Annotated in this window: 10 protein-coding genes and 1 pseudogene; 9 read left to right on the forward strand and 2 right to left on the reverse strand. The window is 68.2% G+C overall.

The window, feature by feature from the left end; genetic code table 11:
- Positions 1 to 5 precede the first annotated feature (5 nt).
- From BQ6202_RS05005 to BQ6202_RS05020, 4 genes are all read left to right on the forward strand, one after another.
- Positions 6 to 3,230 carry a helicase-related protein gene (locus tag BQ6202_RS05005; RefSeq protein WP_072313382.1) on the forward strand — a complete coding sequence of 1,075 codons (3,225 nt, stop codon included), beginning with the start codon at positions 6 to 8 and terminating at the stop codon, positions 3,228 to 3,230.
- On the forward strand, positions 3,227 to 6,007 hold the full coding sequence (locus BQ6202_RS05010) for a DUF1156 domain-containing protein (protein WP_143143645.1): 2,781 nt from the start codon (positions 3,227 to 3,229) through the stop codon (positions 6,005 to 6,007). Before BQ6202_RS05005 ends, BQ6202_RS05010 begins: the two co-directional genes overlap by 4 nt.
- Positions 6,004 to 8,964 (forward strand): DUF499 domain-containing protein, encoded by a 2,961-nt coding sequence (locus tag BQ6202_RS05015; protein ID WP_072313384.1) that lies wholly within the window; start codon positions 6,004 to 6,006, stop codon positions 8,962 to 8,964. Before BQ6202_RS05010 ends, BQ6202_RS05015 begins: the two co-directional genes overlap by 4 nt.
- 138 nt (positions 8,965 to 9,102) lie before the next feature.
- Complete coding sequence (locus BQ6202_RS05020) at positions 9,103 to 9,450, forward strand: SIR2 family protein (RefSeq protein WP_072313385.1); 348 nt, start codon at positions 9,103 to 9,105, stop codon at positions 9,448 to 9,450.
- Positions 9,451 to 9,548: 98 nt separating this feature from the next.
- Here the strand turns inward: BQ6202_RS05020 and BQ6202_RS14725 are convergent, their stop codons facing one another.
- Positions 9,549 to 9,731 carry a hypothetical protein gene (locus BQ6202_RS14725; protein WP_143143646.1) on the reverse strand — a complete coding sequence of 61 codons (183 nt, stop codon included), beginning with the start codon at positions 9,729 to 9,731 and terminating at the stop codon, positions 9,549 to 9,551.
- A 183-nt stretch (positions 9,732 to 9,914) separates the two neighbouring features.
- Between BQ6202_RS14725 and BQ6202_RS05025 the strand changes: the two genes are divergently transcribed.
- Positions 9,915 to 10,478, forward strand: a complete 564-nt coding sequence (locus tag BQ6202_RS05025; protein ID WP_072313386.1) for a hypothetical protein — start codon at positions 9,915 to 9,917, stop codon at positions 10,476 to 10,478.
- A gap of 41 nt (positions 10,479 to 10,519) precedes the next feature.
- Here BQ6202_RS05025 and BQ6202_RS05030 read toward each other — a convergent pair.
- Positions 10,520 to 11,394 (reverse strand): annotated as a pseudogene (locus tag BQ6202_RS05030) (integrase core domain-containing protein); the annotation flags it as partial.
- A gap of 262 nt (positions 11,395 to 11,656) precedes the next feature.
- Here BQ6202_RS05030 and BQ6202_RS05035 point away from each other — a divergent pair.
- The 4 genes from BQ6202_RS05035 (at position 11,657) to BQ6202_RS05050 (ending at position 16,883) form a co-directional block, all read left to right on the forward strand.
- A complete protein-coding gene (locus tag BQ6202_RS05035) occupies positions 11,657 to 12,718 on the forward strand; it encodes a DUF3800 domain-containing protein (protein WP_072313388.1) in 1,062 nt (353 codons plus the stop codon).
- Positions 12,719 to 13,532: 814 nt separating this feature from the next.
- Positions 13,533 to 13,949 (forward strand): hypothetical protein, encoded by a 417-nt coding sequence (locus BQ6202_RS05040; protein ID WP_072313389.1) that lies wholly within the window; start codon positions 13,533 to 13,535, stop codon positions 13,947 to 13,949.
- A 533-nt stretch (positions 13,950 to 14,482) separates the two neighbouring features.
- Positions 14,483 to 15,349 (forward strand): hypothetical protein, encoded by an 867-nt coding sequence (locus BQ6202_RS05045; protein WP_072313928.1) that lies wholly within the window; start codon positions 14,483 to 14,485, stop codon positions 15,347 to 15,349.
- Positions 15,333 to 16,883, forward strand: coding sequence for a hypothetical protein (locus BQ6202_RS05050; RefSeq protein WP_072313390.1), 1,551 nt, complete (start codon positions 15,333 to 15,335; stop codon positions 16,881 to 16,883). The genes BQ6202_RS05045 and BQ6202_RS05050 overlap by 17 nt, the downstream gene beginning before the upstream one ends.
- Positions 16,884 to 17,032 lie beyond the last annotated feature (149 nt).

Consider the following 17,032-nt stretch of genomic DNA (forward strand, 5'->3'; position numbering starts at 1 on the left):
ATGTCGTGACGAGCACGCCCATCCCGCTGCCCGATCCAGGTGCGCAGGTGACCATCGACGGTCAGTTGGTCACCGTGATCTCGGCGACACCGACGCTGACCGGCGCCGAGCTGATTTTCAGCCGCAGCGACGGTTCGCTCGACCGGGCGTCGCTGGATGCCGCCGACCTTGCCCGCGCGCACGTGCCGGTCAACGACGCTGGTGGCCACCCGGAACGCGCGCTGACCGGGCTGTGGGGCCGGTGGATGCAGTACGCCGTGCCGCGTATCCGCTCGGCGGTGCTGGCAACACGCCCGCTGAAGCCCTTCGCCCACCAGGACGAGGCCGTCTTCACCCACATGCTGGCGCAGCCGCGGCTGCGGTTCCTTCTCGCCGATGAGCCCGGTACCGGCAAGACGATCATGACCGGGATGTATGTCGCCGAGGGCACTCGGCGCGGCCTGATCCCCGGACAGACTGTCATCGTCGTTCCCGCCCACCTGGTCGAGAAGTGGCGCCGCGACCTGCACCGCTACTTCGCGATCGAGGCCGACCGGCTCACCCCCGAGCTCGCCCGCGACCCGAAGGAGCTCGACCCGCGGGTCAGCGTATGGGTCGTCTCGGTGGACCTGTTCACGTACAACAACGACGTGCGCCGCAAGGTCGCCGGCGCCCGCGCCTCCTGGTCGCTGGCCGTCTTCGACGAGGCGCACCGCCTCACCCCGACGTCGCAGTACCTCACCGCCGCTCGTGAACTGTCGGTGCGCACCCATCACCTGCTGCTGCTCACCGCCACGCCGCACCGCGGCAAGGAGCACTTCTTCCGCGGCTTGCTGAACCTGCTCGACCCGACGCTCTACCCCTGGGATCCGCGGCAGACCGAGTACGACAACGCGCTGCGCCCAAGCACCCTGTCCTTCCTGCGCCGCATGAAGGAGGAGCTCAAGGACCTCGAGGGGCGCCCGCTGTTCCCGCCGCGGTACGCCGAAACCGTTCAGGTCGACCTCACCGGTCCGGAGGAGGCCGCCTACACCGCGGTCATGGACTACGTCGACGCCTTCTACGGTGAGAACGCCACCCTGGCCCGGTCGATCTACGGCAAGCGCGCCGCCTCCTCGATCGTCGCGGCCGCCGCCACTATCCGCCGCCGTGAGGAGGCGCTGCGCGGCCCGGCCAGCGGCCGCACCGACGCGCCCGTCCCCGAGGAGTTCGTCGGCGTCGGCGCCGACCTGGAGTTCGAGGTCGCGGACGACGACGCCTGGCAGCGCGCCGAGGAAACGGTCGTCGGCGCCCGCAGCCGGAACAAGGGTGAGGAGCTCGACCGGATCGGCGCGGTGCTGGACACCCTGAAGCAGGCGGCCGCCGAGCAGCCGACGAAGTGGCGGCTGGCCTGCGAGCTGATGGGCAAGCACGGCATCCGTCCCGGTGAGGGCCAGCTGCTGGTGTTCACCGAGTTCGCCGACACCGCCCGTTGGCTGGCCGGCGAGTTCGCCGCCGCCGGGTTCACCGTCGACACCCTCGAGGGCGCCGTCGGCCATCGTGAGCGCGACCAGCTGCAGCAGCGCTTCCTCGACGGCCAGTTCCAGGTGCTCGTCAGCACCGATGCCGGCGGCGAGGGCATCGACCTGCAGTCCGCGCACGTGATGCTCGACTGGGACATCCCATGGTCGCTGGTCCGCCTGGAGCAGCGGATGGGCCGGCTGCACCGCATCGGTCAGAAGAACGCCGTGCACATCTACCACCTGGTCGCCCCCGCTACCCGCGAAGGCCGCGTCCAGGAGGTCATGCTGCAGAACCTGGAGACCGCCGGGCAGTCCCTCGGCGGCCGGATCTTCGACCTGCTCGACGCCACCGCTGCCCGCGCCGGGTTCGACTACGGCCGTGCCCTCGTCGAGGCCCAGCGCGGTACCGCGGTGCAGGTGTCAGTGCCTGACGCGCAGGAGCTCCTCGACGTCGCCCGCGAGCTGGTCGCCGACGAGGACCGGTTGCACACCCCGGCCAACACCGCCGAGGCGGTGGCCCGTTTCCGCGCTGACCGGCTCGAGGCGATCAACCCGGTCATCGTCGACGCGTTCGTCGACCAGCTGGCCCGCGCCCGGACCTGGGCGCTGGGTCCAGGCCCGGCGAAGGGCATCCGCGAGGTCAGCGCCCGGGTTCCGCTCCCGCCCGCACTCGGCGGCGGACTCGAGCGGCTCATCGCCGCCGACGGCGCCTCGGTGCGTCAGGCGATCAACGACGGCGCCCAGGGCCTCGACGACGTCGTGGTCCTCGGCCCGACCGAGGAGCCGTTCGCGGAGCTGGTCGACCTGGCCTTGACCGCGGGAGAGACCGAGCTCATCCGCGGCACGGAGCTGATCGACACGGCCGCGCTGACCGGCTACACGCTGCTCATCTACGACGGTGAGGTCGAGGCCCACGACGGCGTCCGCCGGCACCGCCGCAAGGCGCCGCTGCTCATCCGGTTCTCCGGGGCCGGTGCGTTCGAGATCGGCTGGGAATCGCTGATGACCCTGCGCCCGGACACCACCGGCACCCCTGCGGCGGCGTCCTTGCCGCCCGCGGTGCGCACCGAGGGCATGACCCAGGCGCAGACCGCACTCACCCGTGAGGTCGAGCGTGTCCGCACCGAACGGAGCGCCTGGGTGGTGAAGGCCCGTGAGCAGCTTGACCAGGTCGAGTACCGCTACCTCGACGAGCTCGACGAGCTGCCGGCCGGCATCCGCCGCGAGCGGCGCGAGGCCTTCGCCGCGCTCAAGGCCGAGCGCCTGCGGCAGCTGGAGGACATCGGCAAGGTCACCGGCACCGCCCCGCGGCTCATAGGCTGGGCGCAGGTGGCCGCCGGCGCTCGCAGCGCGGAACTCGGCTACGACCCCGACAGCGAGAAGGCTGCCATCACCACCGTGCTCGAGGAGCTGGAGCGGCTGGGCTACGTCGTCGACGACCGGCAGACCGCCGGTGTCGGCTACGACCTGTTCGCCCGTCACAAGCACACCGGTGAGCAGCGGCTGGTCGAGGTCAAGGGCTTCCAGGACGGGCTCATGCCGGTGTGGCTGGAGCAGCACGAGTGGGCGCAGGCCCAGCAGCGTGGCGAGGACTACTGGCTGTACGTGGTCACCAACTGCGGGACCGCGCCTACGGTCGCTCTCCGCGCACAGGACCCGGCCGGCCAGCTGGCCGCCGGTCCCCGGCGCATCGAACGGTTCCAGATCAAGGTCACCGACCTGAAGCGACTGATGAAGGACGACGAGTGACCAACAACGAGGCCGCACAGGCGACTGCCGCAACGGGCAGTACCGGCACGGTGGGGGACATGCGTGAGCGGCTGATCGACCACTGGTTCCCCTGTGCCGACGTCGATGCCGCCGTCGGCACGACCGCCGGTTCCGGCCGCAGCGAGAAGGCGCTGTTCACCTGGTTCGCCTCCCGTCCGATCGCGCAAGCTCGAGCGGCCGTGCTGGCCACACTGGCCCCGGCTGAAGACGGCGCGAAGGACCTGGTCCGGGCTGCGGTGCGCCACGGTGACCGCGCGGCCCTGGAGGATCTCAGCGCGCGCATCCGCAACGCCTATCCGGCTGGGCGTCCCGTCGTGCTCGACATCTTCTCCGGCCGGGGGATCATCCCGCTTGAGGCCGCCCGGCTCGGCGTGACCTCCGTCGGTACGGACCTGAGCCCGGTCGCCACCCTGGGCGGCCGACTGCTGGCCGACTATCCGATGCGCGACTGGAGCGACGAGCTGCCACTGCCCTTCAAGCCCGCCGGCGACACGGCCCGCGAAGGGCTGTTCGGCGAGGACGAGCCCCGCCTCGTCGCCGACGTCCGCACGGTCCTCGCCGAGGTGGAGCAACGCGTCGCCGATGCCGTGGCCGACTTTTACCCGAAGGCCGCCAACGGCCGCTTCCCCTGGGCCTACCTGTGGGCGGTCACCATCCCCTGCGACAACTGCCGCCGGCGTTTCCCGCTGGTGGGCAGCATGCGTCTGCAGTTCCCCTCCGGCCGCGACGGCGACCTCGGGCAGTCGCTGCTGCTGATCGCCGACGGCGACCGGTGGCGCAGCGAGGTCATCGACGGCGCGCCGACGCAGGAACCCACCTTCTCCGCCGCCGCCGGCCGCAAGGGCAAGAGCGCCCGGTGCCTGTTCTGCGGACACGTGCACAGCCTGGACTCCGTCAAGGGGAAGGGCTTCGCCGGTCAGTACGAGGACGCACTGCTCGTGGTCGGCGAGGAGAACGAGGGGCTCGGCAAGACCTTCCGCGTGCCGCGTCGGGACGAGATCGACGCCGCGGCCCGCGTCGACCTCGTCACCCTCCCGCCGGTCGGCAACATGCCCGCCGTCCCCGACGAGCCCATTCCGGCTGGCAACCAGGACACCATCCGGGCCAGCGGCTACGGCTACCGCACCTACGGGGACCTGATGAACCCCCGCCAAACGTTGCTGTTCGCCGAGACCACACGCGCGATCCGTGCCGTGCACGCGGACTTGCTGGCCGCGGGAGCGTCCACCGACTACGCCGCGGCGCTGGCCGGGTACGCGACCGCCAACCTGCAGCGCCGGCTTCGCAGGTCTACGCGGGGAGCGAAGCTGGCCGCCTTTGGCGGCAATGCCACTCGCAAGGGCACCTGGGTGCAGGTGCACGACATCTTCGCCGACGAGAGCAAGGTCTCCTTCCAGTTCGACTACCTCGAGTCCGGCCCGGGGACCGGTCCTGGCACCTGGGACAGCGTGACCGGCAGCGGCCTGCAGGCCCTGAAGAAGGTCATCGCCGAGTCGCCCAACGCGGCACCCGGCCGCTTCCGCCGCGCGTCAGCGGTCGCCCTGCCCTTCCGCGACGGCACCGTCGACGCGGTGGTGTGCGATCCCCCGTACTACAACATGATCGACTACGGAGACGCCTCCGACCTGTTCTACGTCTGGCTCAAGCGCTGCCTGGCCGACGTGATGCCCGACCTGTTCGGCGGTGTCGGCGTGCAGGACAAGACCGACGAGATCATCGTCAAGCGCGGAAACGCCCCCGGTGAGCACCGCACCCGCGAGTTCTATGAGCAGATGCTCGGTCGCGCCTTCGCCGAGGCAAAGCGTGTCCTGCGGGCGGATGGCCGCCTTGTCGTCGTCTTCGGCCACTCCGACCCCGACGCTTGGCTTCGGCTGCTCGGCGCGCTGCGCGACGCCGGGTTCGTCGTCACCAGCTCCTGGCCCTCGCGCACCGAGACGTCCAACACCGGCGTCGCCAGCATCAAGGTCACCGTCACCATCGGCTGCAGGGTTGCCGCACCGCAGCGGCCGATCGCCACCGTCGCCCAGGTCGACCGCGAGGTCACATCCGCAGTCAAGGCCGCGGTGCGCCAGTGGGACGCCGACGGACTGGCACTCACCGACCAGCTCATGGCCGCCTACGGACCGGCGATGGAGGTCTACGGCCGCTACAGCAAGGTGCTGTCCCCCGGAGGCGAAGAGGCCGGCCTGGACCGCTACCTCACGCTGGCCCGCGCCGCGGTCCGGGACGCGACCGCCCTCAAGCTCGACCAGCTGCCGCTCGAAACCTTCGACGCGCCCACCCGCTTCGCAGTGTTCTGGCAGCGTCTCTACGGCCGCACGGACGTCCCGAAGGGCGAGGCCCGATTCCTCGCGCAAGCCGACAACCTGCGGCTGGAAGAGCTGCGCGGGGCGCTGCTGACCGAGAGCAAGGGTGGCTTCAAGTTGCGGCTGGACGCCCCCGATGCAGTCAGCGACCGGTCCTCGCACTTCGAGGTCGCGCGGGCGATGGCCAAGGCCTGGGACAACGGCGGCACCGAGGCCGTCGCAGGCGTCATGGCCACCGCCGACCGGCAGCCCAACGACGCCCACCTGTGGGCCATCGTCGCCGAGGTCGTCCGGCAGCTGCCGACCAGCGACCCGGTTGCGAAGGCCCTTACGGCGGTCCAGCGCAACGCCGGAACCATTGGAACCATGATCGAGTACGTGGCCGCAGCGGCCGCGGCAGATTCGGACGCGCGGGCACAGCTCACGCTGTTCGGGGAGGACCTGGCGTGACCACCAACAACTCCGCCCAGCACTGGGCGGACATCCTCGAGCTGCGGCCCGAGGTCCGTGCCTCCGACGGGTCAGTCGGCGAGCTGCAGATGAGCCTGCACAAGGCCGTCTACCAGACCGTTGACGTGCTCTACCGCAAGGTCGAGTACTACGGCGACATCACCGAACCCACCCCCAACCTGGTCGGCTTCTTCGCCCGGGTCGCCCGCCGGCTGGGCACCACCGCCGACGCGCCGGCGCTGTTCCACCTCGACCAGGGCATGGGTGGCGGTAAGAGCCACGCGCTGGTCGGGCTGTTCCACATGGCCAACAGCCCCGAGGGCTTCTTCGCCACCGATCTGGGCCAGCAGGTGTACGCCGAGGCCGCCCGCGGAACCGGCGAGGTCGACCTCACCGACGCGGTCACCGTCACCCTCACCGCGGACTACTTCAGCCCCGGCGCCACCAACGAGGTGTTCGGCCCGGCCACCAACCTGTTCGAGCGGTTCATCTGGGCGCTAGTCGGCGGCAACATGGACCGCTACCAGCGCTACGTCGCCGCCGGACCGAACAAGGGCACCCTGCAGCAGGCGCTGAGCGAGACCAACCGGCCGGTCCTCATCCTGCTCGACGAGCTCATGGACTACGTCATGGCGCTCGCCGACGCGGCCCACATCGCCACGATGCCGAGCGAGAAGGCGTTCCTCAACGCGCTGATGGACGCCTGCGACGACGTGCCGCGGGTGGCGTTCGTCGTCGTGATGATCCGCTCCGAACTCGACGAGCGCGGCTACTCGCCGGCGGCGGTGGACTTCCGCGACTACGTCGCCGCCCGCCTGGTCCGCAACGGCCAGACCGTCGCCGTCACCGAGGCGCAGGACTTCTCCGCCATCATCCGCCGGCGGCTGTTCGAGCTCTCCGACGCTGAGCTGCCCCTCCGGGACCTGACCCGCCGGGTCACCGCCGCCGCCGACGATGCCTGGAAGCACCAGGTGCTCGACAAGCTGGGCGCCAACCGTGGTCTGCCCGGGTTCGAGGAGCGGGTGACGGCCAGCTACCCGTTCCACCCGGAGTTGATGCGCCTGGTCCGCGAGGAATGGTCGCAGGTCTCCGGCTTCCAGCGGGTCCGCTCGACCGTCGCCATCTTTGCTCGCACCGCGCTGCACTGGGTCACCGAGCACAAGGCCGGCCGCTGGGCGCCGCCGCTGATCGGCGTCGGTGACATCCCGCTCACCGTCGCCCTGGAGCAGCTGCTGTCCTCCGGCCTGCTGCTGGGCAACGACCGCGCCATCCAGGGCTACCGGGCCGTGGCCAACACCGACGTCACCAGCACCGACGGACAGAGCGGTCGTGCGGTGAACGTCGACGCGGTGCTGCGGCGAGACGGCGTCACCGTTGGCCAGCCGGCACCCGCAGTCCGGATGGCTACCGCCCTGCTGTGCTACTCGATCGTGAGCCGGGGACAGGGACGCCGCGGCGCCACGAAGGCCGAGCTCATGCTCGCCATCTTCGAGCCAGCTGGTGCCCTGGCGCCGTACCCGGCGGCCGAAGAGGTCTTCAACAAGCTCACCGGCGACGAGGGCCTCGGTGCCCTCGAGGTCACCACCCCCACCAACGCACCGGCCCGCTACCACCTGTCGATCAAGCAGACGCTGCGCATGTACTTCACCGCGGCGGCAGCCGTCGTCCCGCCGGAGGCCCGCGGCGAGCTGGTGTGGGAGCAGGCGCAGAAGCTCGCGTCGAAGGGCGTCTTCGACAACCTCGTGACGGTCGACATGCCCACCGGCGAGGAGCCGCTGGAGACGACCTTCGACGGCGTCGACAGCAACGAGACCCGGCTGGTGCTGCTGGACCCACGGCGCTGGACGCTGCTCAACGGCAAGGACTCCGCGAGCCGGGAGGACATCACCGCCCTGCTCGGGCTCGGTGACCACCCGCTGCGGGTGGACAACGCCGCCAGCTGCGTCATCGCCTGCGTCAACACCCAGCGCCGGGACATGGCGTTCAAGCGCGCCGCGGAGGTGCTCGCCTGGCGTGAGGTCATCAAGCAGCTCTCCGCCGACACCGAGGACGACCTGAAGGAGGCGAACGCCAAGCACGACGAGGCGCTGAAGAAGCTGCGCCGCGACATCGAGCGGGCCTACCAGCACTACGCCTACCTGGTCCGCGCCGGCGAGCTGCACGTGGAGTACAAGCGGTTCGACGAGGACAGCCGCACCGCGCTCAACGGCGGCCACGTCTGGACCGCGCTCGTCGACGCCGGCCGCGCGACCCAGCCTGCCGGGCTGGGCGCCGGCTACCTGGCCGCGCTGCTCGGCGAGTTCGACCGGGCACTCACCCCGCGGGAGATCGTGCAGGCCTTCTACAAGAACCCGGCCTTCCCGCTGGTGCCCTCCACTGACGAGATCCGCCGCGTGCTCTACGAGCTGATCACCGGCGACTGGGAGCTCGTTGACACCGACGGCAACCGCCTCGCCGTGGCGGGCCCCGCACAGATTTCGATCAACTCCATCAACCAGACGCTGCGCCGCCGGCAGCCCGACCTTGTGCCGCCCGCCCCGACTCCCGGCAGTGGCGACCAGCACGGGGACGGCCACCAGCCTGGCGGTGATGGTCAGCCCACCGGAGGCGACGACGACCAGCTTCCGTTGCCCGGTGGGAGCCAGTTGCCCGGTGGTGGCGGCGGCGGCCAGCAGCCGGGACGCACACCCCCGGCGCCGCCCGCCCCCGGGCCGACGGTCTACAAGCGGTACCGGATGCAGCTGAGCAACAAGAGCATCACCGGTGCGGACGCCCGTGAGCAGGCCTGGCAGCTGCTCCAGGAGCTGCGGAAGGTCATTGACCCGGCGAACCCGGCCGATCACCAACTGCTCACCCTGGACCTGACCCTGGTCACCGCCGACGGGCAGCAGGGCGCCATCGAGGCGAAGGCGCAGGCGTTCGGCGCGCAGGTCATCGTCGAGGACGACGACTTCTGACCGACGGCTCCTTGCGACTGTGGCCGGCCTCCCAACGGGGACGCCGGCCGCAGTCGTTCCTCGGCGCTGACGCGGGAGCGGCCTCGGTCAGAAGAGCCCGAGCTGTCCGATGGAATCGTCGGGCCGCAGGCTGCGTCGATGACGGCACGTGAGCGCGCGCGAGTCATCGCCCGCGAGCGTGCGTTGCTGGTCGTGGGCTACTCAATGCGCGATGAGCACATCAACGTCGCCATCACTCGCTGGCTTAACGAGAGGGAGGAGCGCGAGATCACGATTGTCGATCCCGGATTCTCTGACGGCGAAAAGGGCTCGTTCCCCTACCGACTGAAGAACGCGGCAGTCAAGTGGATCTACGAAGACCAGCGCGAGGACCGACTCATTGCCCTTCGCGTTCGGCGCGAGTACGCACGAGACGCGCTCTTGAAGAGAGGCTTCTGGGAGGGAGACCTGTACCCGCAGTCGCCGCAGTATGGGCGTCCGCGTTAGTCCTCGGAGCGGAAGATCCACCAGTGAACGTTGTCGAGAGCCCCCTTGACGGTCGACTCGGGGTTGCCCTGCGATCGACCGTTGTCGTTAATGCCCCGCTATTGCTCTGGCACGTCAGGCGAGTAAGCCGCTGCCCAGTAGCGCAGCGAGCCGGCGCCCTCACCGGTGTCGTGCAGCTCCACTCGTACTGGACGTCCGGTGATCCAAACGTCGAAGTTTCGCACCTCTGACGCCGCTTCGGCATCCTTCATAGCATTCAATAAGTCAAGTGCCTGATCCATGCGGTCACACTAGCGCCACGAGGAGATGACGCTAGAGCAGCACCATCCCGCACTCTGGACAGCGGCACGCGCCGTGCTGTGGCTTGCCGAGCGGCTCACACAGCACCAGACACTTCGGGCAGCGCGGGTGCCCGATGCTGTCGAAGGCATCCCGCTCTCGTTTCACCGTTCCAGTCTGACCGAATGCGCCCGTTCTTGCTCCTCGCCACTGCGACGCCCGCTCCGACCGCGCCCGCCCCGACCGGGGACGCAGGCACTGACGCCTGGGTCACACCGGTCGTGGCGCTGCTGTCGGTGCTGCTCGGCAGTGCCGTCGCCCCCTTCTTCATAGAACTCTGGAAGCGCGTCCTGGACGATTGGAGGATGGTGCGAGCCGAGCGAAGGGCCGGTGTCGAGCGGATCCTGGCTGCGGCTCTCGACCTGATGGACGCGGACCGCGAGGATCACGAGGCGTTCAGCAGAGCGAAGAAGCGTCTCATCACCGCGATCCACACTCTCGACCTCGGCGACGAGGAGTGGGGGAAGACTTCGGGTGTCCAGGGCCGTCTGCTCGCGTGCGTCAGCCTGGCGGATGGGGCCGACCCTGCTATCGATCCCTATGTGAATCTCTATGGCGACCTCATGCGACTCCGGCGCATCATCGCGAAGCCTGACAGGTCTGTCAAAATCACCGATGAGATCCATGCCTCGCTGAGGAAGTCGCTGGAAGAGGACACGGCGAAGATCACCAGCGACAGCAAGGCCTAGTGACAGGTGGCGCACGATGCCCGCGCTCCAGATGTACCGAGTCACAGGGTTGGAGACAGTACGGCTGCGGGCGGGAGCCCGTAGCTGGAGTAGATCCGTTCAGTGTGTAGTGCTCTAGCCCGGGTGCAAGCGCGTCGTGTCGGTCCTGGTTGCCGGTGAACAGCTGCCTGTAGGCCCATTCGGTAGCGAGCGTGCGGTTGAAGCGCTTCGCCTTGCCGTTCTGCCATGGGCAGTGGGGCTTGATGAACAGCTGGGCGGCGCCGAGCGAGGCGACCGCGTCGATGAACGCCCGGGAGTGGCGGTAGGCGAACGCGTTGTCTGAGATGACCTGCTCGATGCGTTCGATCCCGCGGCTGGCGAAGTAGGCGGCGGCGCGGCTGAGGAAGGCGGCAGCGGTGGCGCCCTTCTCGTCGGGGAGGACTTCGGCGTAGGCGAGGCGGCTGTGGTCGTCGACGGCGGCGTGCACGTCGCAGTAGCCGATGCCGTGGCCGCGGACCTCTTCGGACCGGCCGTGGACTCGCCAGCCGCCGCCGTCGGGGATACGACCGAGCCTCTTCACGTCGACATGGACCAGCTCGCCCGGGCGGGACCGTTCGTATCGGATCCCGCTCGCCCGGCTCGCGCGGATCGGCTGGCCCGGGATCTGGTCGCAGGCCGACAGCGGCGGGACGCCGTGCCGCTCCAGGATCCGAGAGATCGTGCGGGGAGGGACTCCGGTCGCCGCCGCCAGCCGCAACGGCCGCCCCTGCCGCAGCGCGCGCGCCTCGAGCGCGGCGACCTCACGATCATGAGTCGTGCGGTGCGGAGACCATTTAGGGCGCCTCGTCCGGTCGAAGCGCACCTCGGCGCCGCCGGCGCGGAATCGCCGGGCACGATGGTGGATCCCGAGTTCCACAGCGCACTGCTCGGCGTCTCCGTCAAGCCCCTCCGCACTTGGCGCGATGACCGAAGCCGATGCGCTACGCGCGCATGGTCAAGTACAAGGACGGTGAGGTCACGGAGCAGGACGACGAGGACTGAGGCATGCCCGGCCTTCAGGTGCGCCGTGGTTATGGTTCCCCCGTGAGCTACTCCGCCGCATGCGATGCGGGCGGCAACCGAGGCCCTTGCGGGCGGCGCGCGGCAGATAGACGGGTGGCTCGATACGCTAACTGAGCGCGACGAGGAGGGCCAGCAACGTGACGGACGGAACGGTCATCACGATCGCGTGTGACGAGTCGGGTTCAGAGGGAGAGAACCTGATGAGCGCGGCACACCCCGTATTCGTGCACGCGAGTGTGAACGTCTCGCGCGAGGAGGCGTTCGACATCGTGGACAGGCTGCGGGCCGCATCGGGTAGCAGGGCCTCAGAGCTCAAGTCCAAGGCTGTTCTCCAGCCGAGCAATCGGTACGCGCTATTGACAGAACTGCACCGACTCGGGATCCAAGGGAACATCGCGATCGTCGACAAGGCCTTCTACGTGACCGCGAAGATGGTCGACCTGCTCCTTGAGGAGGATGCTCATGCTAAGGGATTGCCCTCGATGGCATTCGTCGGCTTGGGGCGTGAACTGGCTTCGTCCCTGCACGCCGAAGCCCCGGCCGCAGTCGGGCATGAACGGTGGAGCACTGTCCTCACGGAGTTCAACAAACTGATCCGTTCCTATGCTCGTGCGAACTCGATGCCCCCAACAGTGCATCCGTTTTTTGATGCGCTTGACCGTGCGACCGAGAATTGCAGCAACGAGGCACTCCAAGGGGTATTGGCCACTCTGGCAGACGTCCGACACCACGCGTACGGTCACGAAGGTCCAAGTCTCGACACCTTCAAAGAGATGGATCCGATGCTGCCTACGCTCGCCGCGGTTGCGCGCACCTGGCGCTGGAGGATCGGCGATGTGCCGTTCGAGTTCGTCTGTGACAATTATCCGGCGCTGGATGAACGGATGCGCGAGTGGATCGTCCTGGCGGCCAGTGTCGATCTTCCGATACCGGGGAGTCCGTGGAGGCCAGCTCAATTGCGCGCGATCAGGATGGCGGACTCGAGGTTCGATGCTCGAATCCAAGTCGCTGACATCCTTGCCGGGGTGGGTCGCGAGATCAGCCGATTGGCCTTCGAGAATGAGTTCGATGATGCACTGCAGGTGGCGGCGCACGAGCTGCTCGACGTCAACGTAATGTCATCGGACGGCTCCCCGCTCGACACGCTCGTCCGGCGGCGACCGCACAAGTACATCGACCAATGGAACGACAGCGCGTGAGTTCCTAGTTAGTGGAGCTGCCCTGCCGTTGCGGTGGCGGCGTCCGCGGCGCAAGCCTCCGGGGCACCGTTCCGCCCGTCTGTAAAGCTCGAGACATGACGGCGGAGTTCGATTCGGAAGAGATCGTCGCGCGGGTCGTGGCCAAGCCGACCGTCAGCCATCCAAGTACGGCCGTGGCGAGGTTGAGCGGGTCACGCGGCTCGAGATCGCGAAGCTCGTGGATCGCCCCGTGCAGAACTTCTTGCTAGACGGCACGGGCTCATCGTGACTGCGGCAGCGCTCGAGCGGCGCGTCACTACAGGCGCCGGAGAGACGTGGGTCAGCGGGTCCCCTTATGGTGCTGCCCGCGCTGCGCGCGGGCCCTTTGTTGCTCTCAACGGTTTCAAAGCGCTGCTCCCAGACCTGTGTCGAGCGCGCCGCACGCTTCCGCAGATGTCCCTGACGCGGCCCTGCTGGTCGACGCGGTCGTAGCGGAGCCGGAAGTGGCCGAGCCAGCGGCAGACGGCGAGACCATGTCGTTGTCGGTCTAGGTGGCGACAAGGTCACCGTGCTGCAGGGGCACGTGGGCGACGCTGGGCTGCCGCAGCGAAAGTGCGCGGCGCGTGCGCCACCGCGCGGCGCCTGCCGGGCTTCCTCGCCGTAGGTGAGCGGATCGCACAATGTCGGCATCTCGTCTCCTGTCGAGTGAAAAAGAGGTCCGCATCCCGTCTCCGCGGCAGCCTGGGTGCTCGAGCTCCGTCAAGATGTGGGAGCCGGTGGGGCGAAGCGAACTCGTCTCATGAGAGGCAGCCGGGTTCTACAGCGAGGAGAAGCAGTGGCGCAGTACTGGGTTGACGACGTGAGTGGCTGCCCTATCGGAGGGCCGTTCGATCCCTGGCGGCCGAACTACTTCCGGGCCAACGGCGAGCCGCCTGAGGACACCTCGAAGATGTATCCCGGACTCAGCGCGTCGACCGTCAGCGAGGTAGCGATCGCGACCGTGAACGACGAAGACACACTTGACGACGTGCTGAGTGACTTCGGCAAGCGCGGGCCGGTGGAGCAACTGGTGATGGCCCATGCCTACTTCAGCGAATGGCGCAAGCGCGCGCCGTTCATGCCCGACTCGATGCAGGGCATCCCGCTGAGGCCGGCGAGGACGTCGGCCGAGCCGCTCGAGGAGTCCGTGGGCGACTGGAACGTGGGCCTGGCTCCGGCGCTGAAAAAGTTCGCGAAGCTATTCAAGAGGTGAGTTCGCCGTCGGGCCCAGATGACGTCGGTTCGCGCTTTGCGGGTCATCGACCGGTCCGGCGTCACGGCGGTCATCCCGGCGTCCGATGTCAGGTGCTCGATCGTTCCGCCGAGCTGTGCGTCCTAGAACCGGATCCAGAAGGGCCAGGACCGCTAGCGCGGCTGGCGCGTGAAGTCGGCGTCGCGCAGGAGGAAGCGGGATGTCGAGGTGGGCGGCGCGGCGACTCGGCGCCCGAGGTCTCCGCAGCTCGTGACCCACTCGGCGTCGCTGCCCGCCCCTAGCGACTCGCGCGCGAGGCGATCCGCTCGCGCGTCCCCGGTGCCGCGCACTGCCTGCTGCTGCGGAAGGCATACTTTGGCTCGAAGAAGTGACTTCGATTTGGATCGATGAGCCAAGCGAGAACGAGGTCTTCGTCCTCGGATCGGCTAAGGACAGGTACGCATTGCCGCTACTACGACAATAGGGGCGCCCGGGATTGTCGGACGCCGCCTGTACCGTTGTCTGAGTTCAGACACCCGGCCATGGAGCGCACTGTGTTCAACTCGAAGTTGCGGAAGCGCGCCGTTGAGGGCTTCAACGAAGCCGTCGAGCGGTATGCCGCTTCGACCGGCAAGTTCGAGACCGCAGTAGAGGGTCTCTACGACTTGCGCGTGGAGGCGGCGCAGCAGGTGCGGGTTGTCACTGATCATATCAACGCCCTCGCGAACGCTCCCCGCGCGTTTGCGGTGTCGCTCGAGAGGACCGCGACGGAGATCCGCTCGTTCGAGGGCAAGCGGAACGAGATCAAGAGGGCCGAGACTCAGGCAAAGCGCAACGCCAATGGCTCGGCGGCGGGGGCGTCGCTGAGCGCGTTGGGTGTAGCAGTGGCAACGATGGGGCCCACCGCGGCAATGGGCGTCGCGACGACCTTCGGGGTGGCGTCAACAGGCACAGCGGTTGCAAGCCTCTCCGGTGCAGCGGCGACGAACGCGGCCCTCGCTTGGCTCGGCGGCGGCGCGCTCGCCGCTGGCGGCGGCGGTATGGCGGCAGGCAGCGTGTTGCTTGCCGCGGCTGGGCCTGTCGGCTGGACCATCGCGGGAGCAGCTGCGCTGATCTCGGTCGGCGTCGGGACGGCCGCCGCGGTGAAGAACAAGAAGGCGGCCGAGGATGCGAATGAGGAGCGACTTGACGTTGAGGCCGCAATTCGGCGCTTCGATCGCACTGGTGCCGAAATCGACGCGCTGCGGCGAGTGACCGCAACCCAAATCGCGCAAGTATCCGGGTTGAGCCGTCGAGTCCCCATTTCGGACTACGGGTCCTTCACCGACGGAGAGAAGCAGCTAGCGGCGGCGCTGGTCAACGCGAACCTGACCCTCGCGCAATTGATCAATAAGGAGATCGCTGTTGACGCCGAAGGATAGCGCTACTGGGAACGCGGTCGCGCAGGGCATCGCCGGGCAGGTCAACTACCTGGAAGCAACGCGGCTCGCGGAGTTCGTGTCCAACTTGGAGCGGATACTCGTTAGCGAGACTGAGGGGCTGGCTACAGCCGCCTCGCGAGAGGCCCGGGCGCTCCTCGACCTCGACCTCGCACGGATAAGCGTCCAGGGCATCATCGAGGCTAACCGCGGTGGCACGACAGGTCTCCATGGTTTCATTGCGGAATATGCGGAAGCAGGAGTCGCAAACGCTGAACGCGCGATAGAAGGTATCCGCCCACTGACCCGCGTGCTCGCCGACAATGGGCGCGCCGATTTAATTTCCTGGGGCATCCCGGTCCAGATGAAGTTCTACGCGAACCCGCAGAACGAAGTCCTGCAGTCCGTGCACTACCGGGACATGAAAATGATGTTCCCGAAGGACCACTTCGAGGTCTTCGACCGAATCATGCGCGGACAGACCCTCGTCGAGTTTGATGGCTCGGCGTTGTCCGCGAAGAAGGTCGATGCAATCCGCGAGTTCATTGAACAGGAAAGCGCCGCACGCGGGGAGCCGTACTCCAGCTGGATGAGGCCCTCGAAGCTGGCCTACGCCGAAGTCCAACGGGGTGCGATCAGCGAAACGCTGGACGAGAAGTCCGCCGACCTGCGGCAGAGGGCGGAGGATCAGCGCCAGCAGATCAAGGATGACTCTGCATCGAAGCGGGCAAGCGCAGCCCAGCAGGCCGCGCCGTCCTGGGGCGAAGCGGCAAAGGTCGCCGGCACGGCGGTAGCAGTACAAGGCACGCTCTCGTTCTGTGCGTACGTCTATCGCCGACACCGCGAGGGGACCAGGATCTGGGAGTTCGACAGCAACGACTGGCGTGAGGGAGGCATCCAGACCGCCAAGGGCAGCCTCAGGGGCGGGGTCACCGGCCTCGCAATCTACGGGCTCACGCAGGTCTGCCGGATGGGCGCGCCTGCGGCGGCCGCCGTTGCTTCGGGAACGATCGGTCTCGCGACTGCTGCGGCAAACCATCGTGCAGGGAAGCTCGATGACGATGAGTTCACCGACGTGGTGTTCTTCAACGCAATCGAGGCGACCGGCGCTGCGCTAGGCGCAGGCCTCGGCCAGATCATCATCCCGATCCCAATCATCGGTGCTGTCGTCGGTTCCATCGCTGCGAGCGTGGTCCTCGTTCAGGGCAAGAAGTTCCTAAGCGAAGCCGAGAACGCAGCGATCGAGGCGCGCTCCGCGGAGATCAACGAGTACGTGGATGGCCTCGATGCCGAACTTCAGGCCGAGTACGTCCGCATCATCGCAGCGCACGACTACTATCGCGATCTTCAAAGCCGTGCCTTTGATGTCACCGCGAATGTCGAACTCCAGCTCCTCGGCACGGTCGAATTTGCCCGTTCGGTCGGCGTGGCTGAGGAGCAGATTCTCCACACCATCGAGGAAGCGGATGCTTACTTCCTCACTGCCCCGGGGTCTGACACAGTGCGTTCCACGCCGGAGGTCGAACTTTCGGAGTAGGGCAAGCCCGCGAGTCTGGAGGTCGGCCCGAGTGTCACACCACCCAGCATGATCTTCACACCCTGCGTGCGCGCCCGCCTTGCCGTCCCCGACAGAGGCCCGGCTGCGGCGCGAGCGGCAGTCCGTAGAGCCCGACGGCGACCACCGCA

Origin of the sequence: Agrococcus sp. Marseille-P2731 (assembly GCF_900117395.1) — a bacterium.
Taxonomy (GTDB): Bacteria; Actinomycetota; Actinomycetes; order Actinomycetales; family Microbacteriaceae; genus Agrococcus.

What these genes read in the sequence shown, in the direction of transcription:
- BQ6202_RS05020 (WP_072313385.1), top strand. Translation starts at nt 9,103, where the DNA reads ATGACGGCACGTGAGCGCGCGCGAGTCATCGCCCGCGAGCGTGCGTTG.
- BQ6202_RS14725 (WP_143143646.1), bottom strand. Translation starts at nt 9,731, where the DNA reads ATGGATCAGGCACTTGACTTATTGAATGCTATGAAGGATGCCGAAGCG.
- BQ6202_RS05025 (WP_072313386.1), top strand. Translation starts at nt 9,915, where the DNA reads ATGCGCCCGTTCTTGCTCCTCGCCACTGCGACGCCCGCTCCGACCGCG.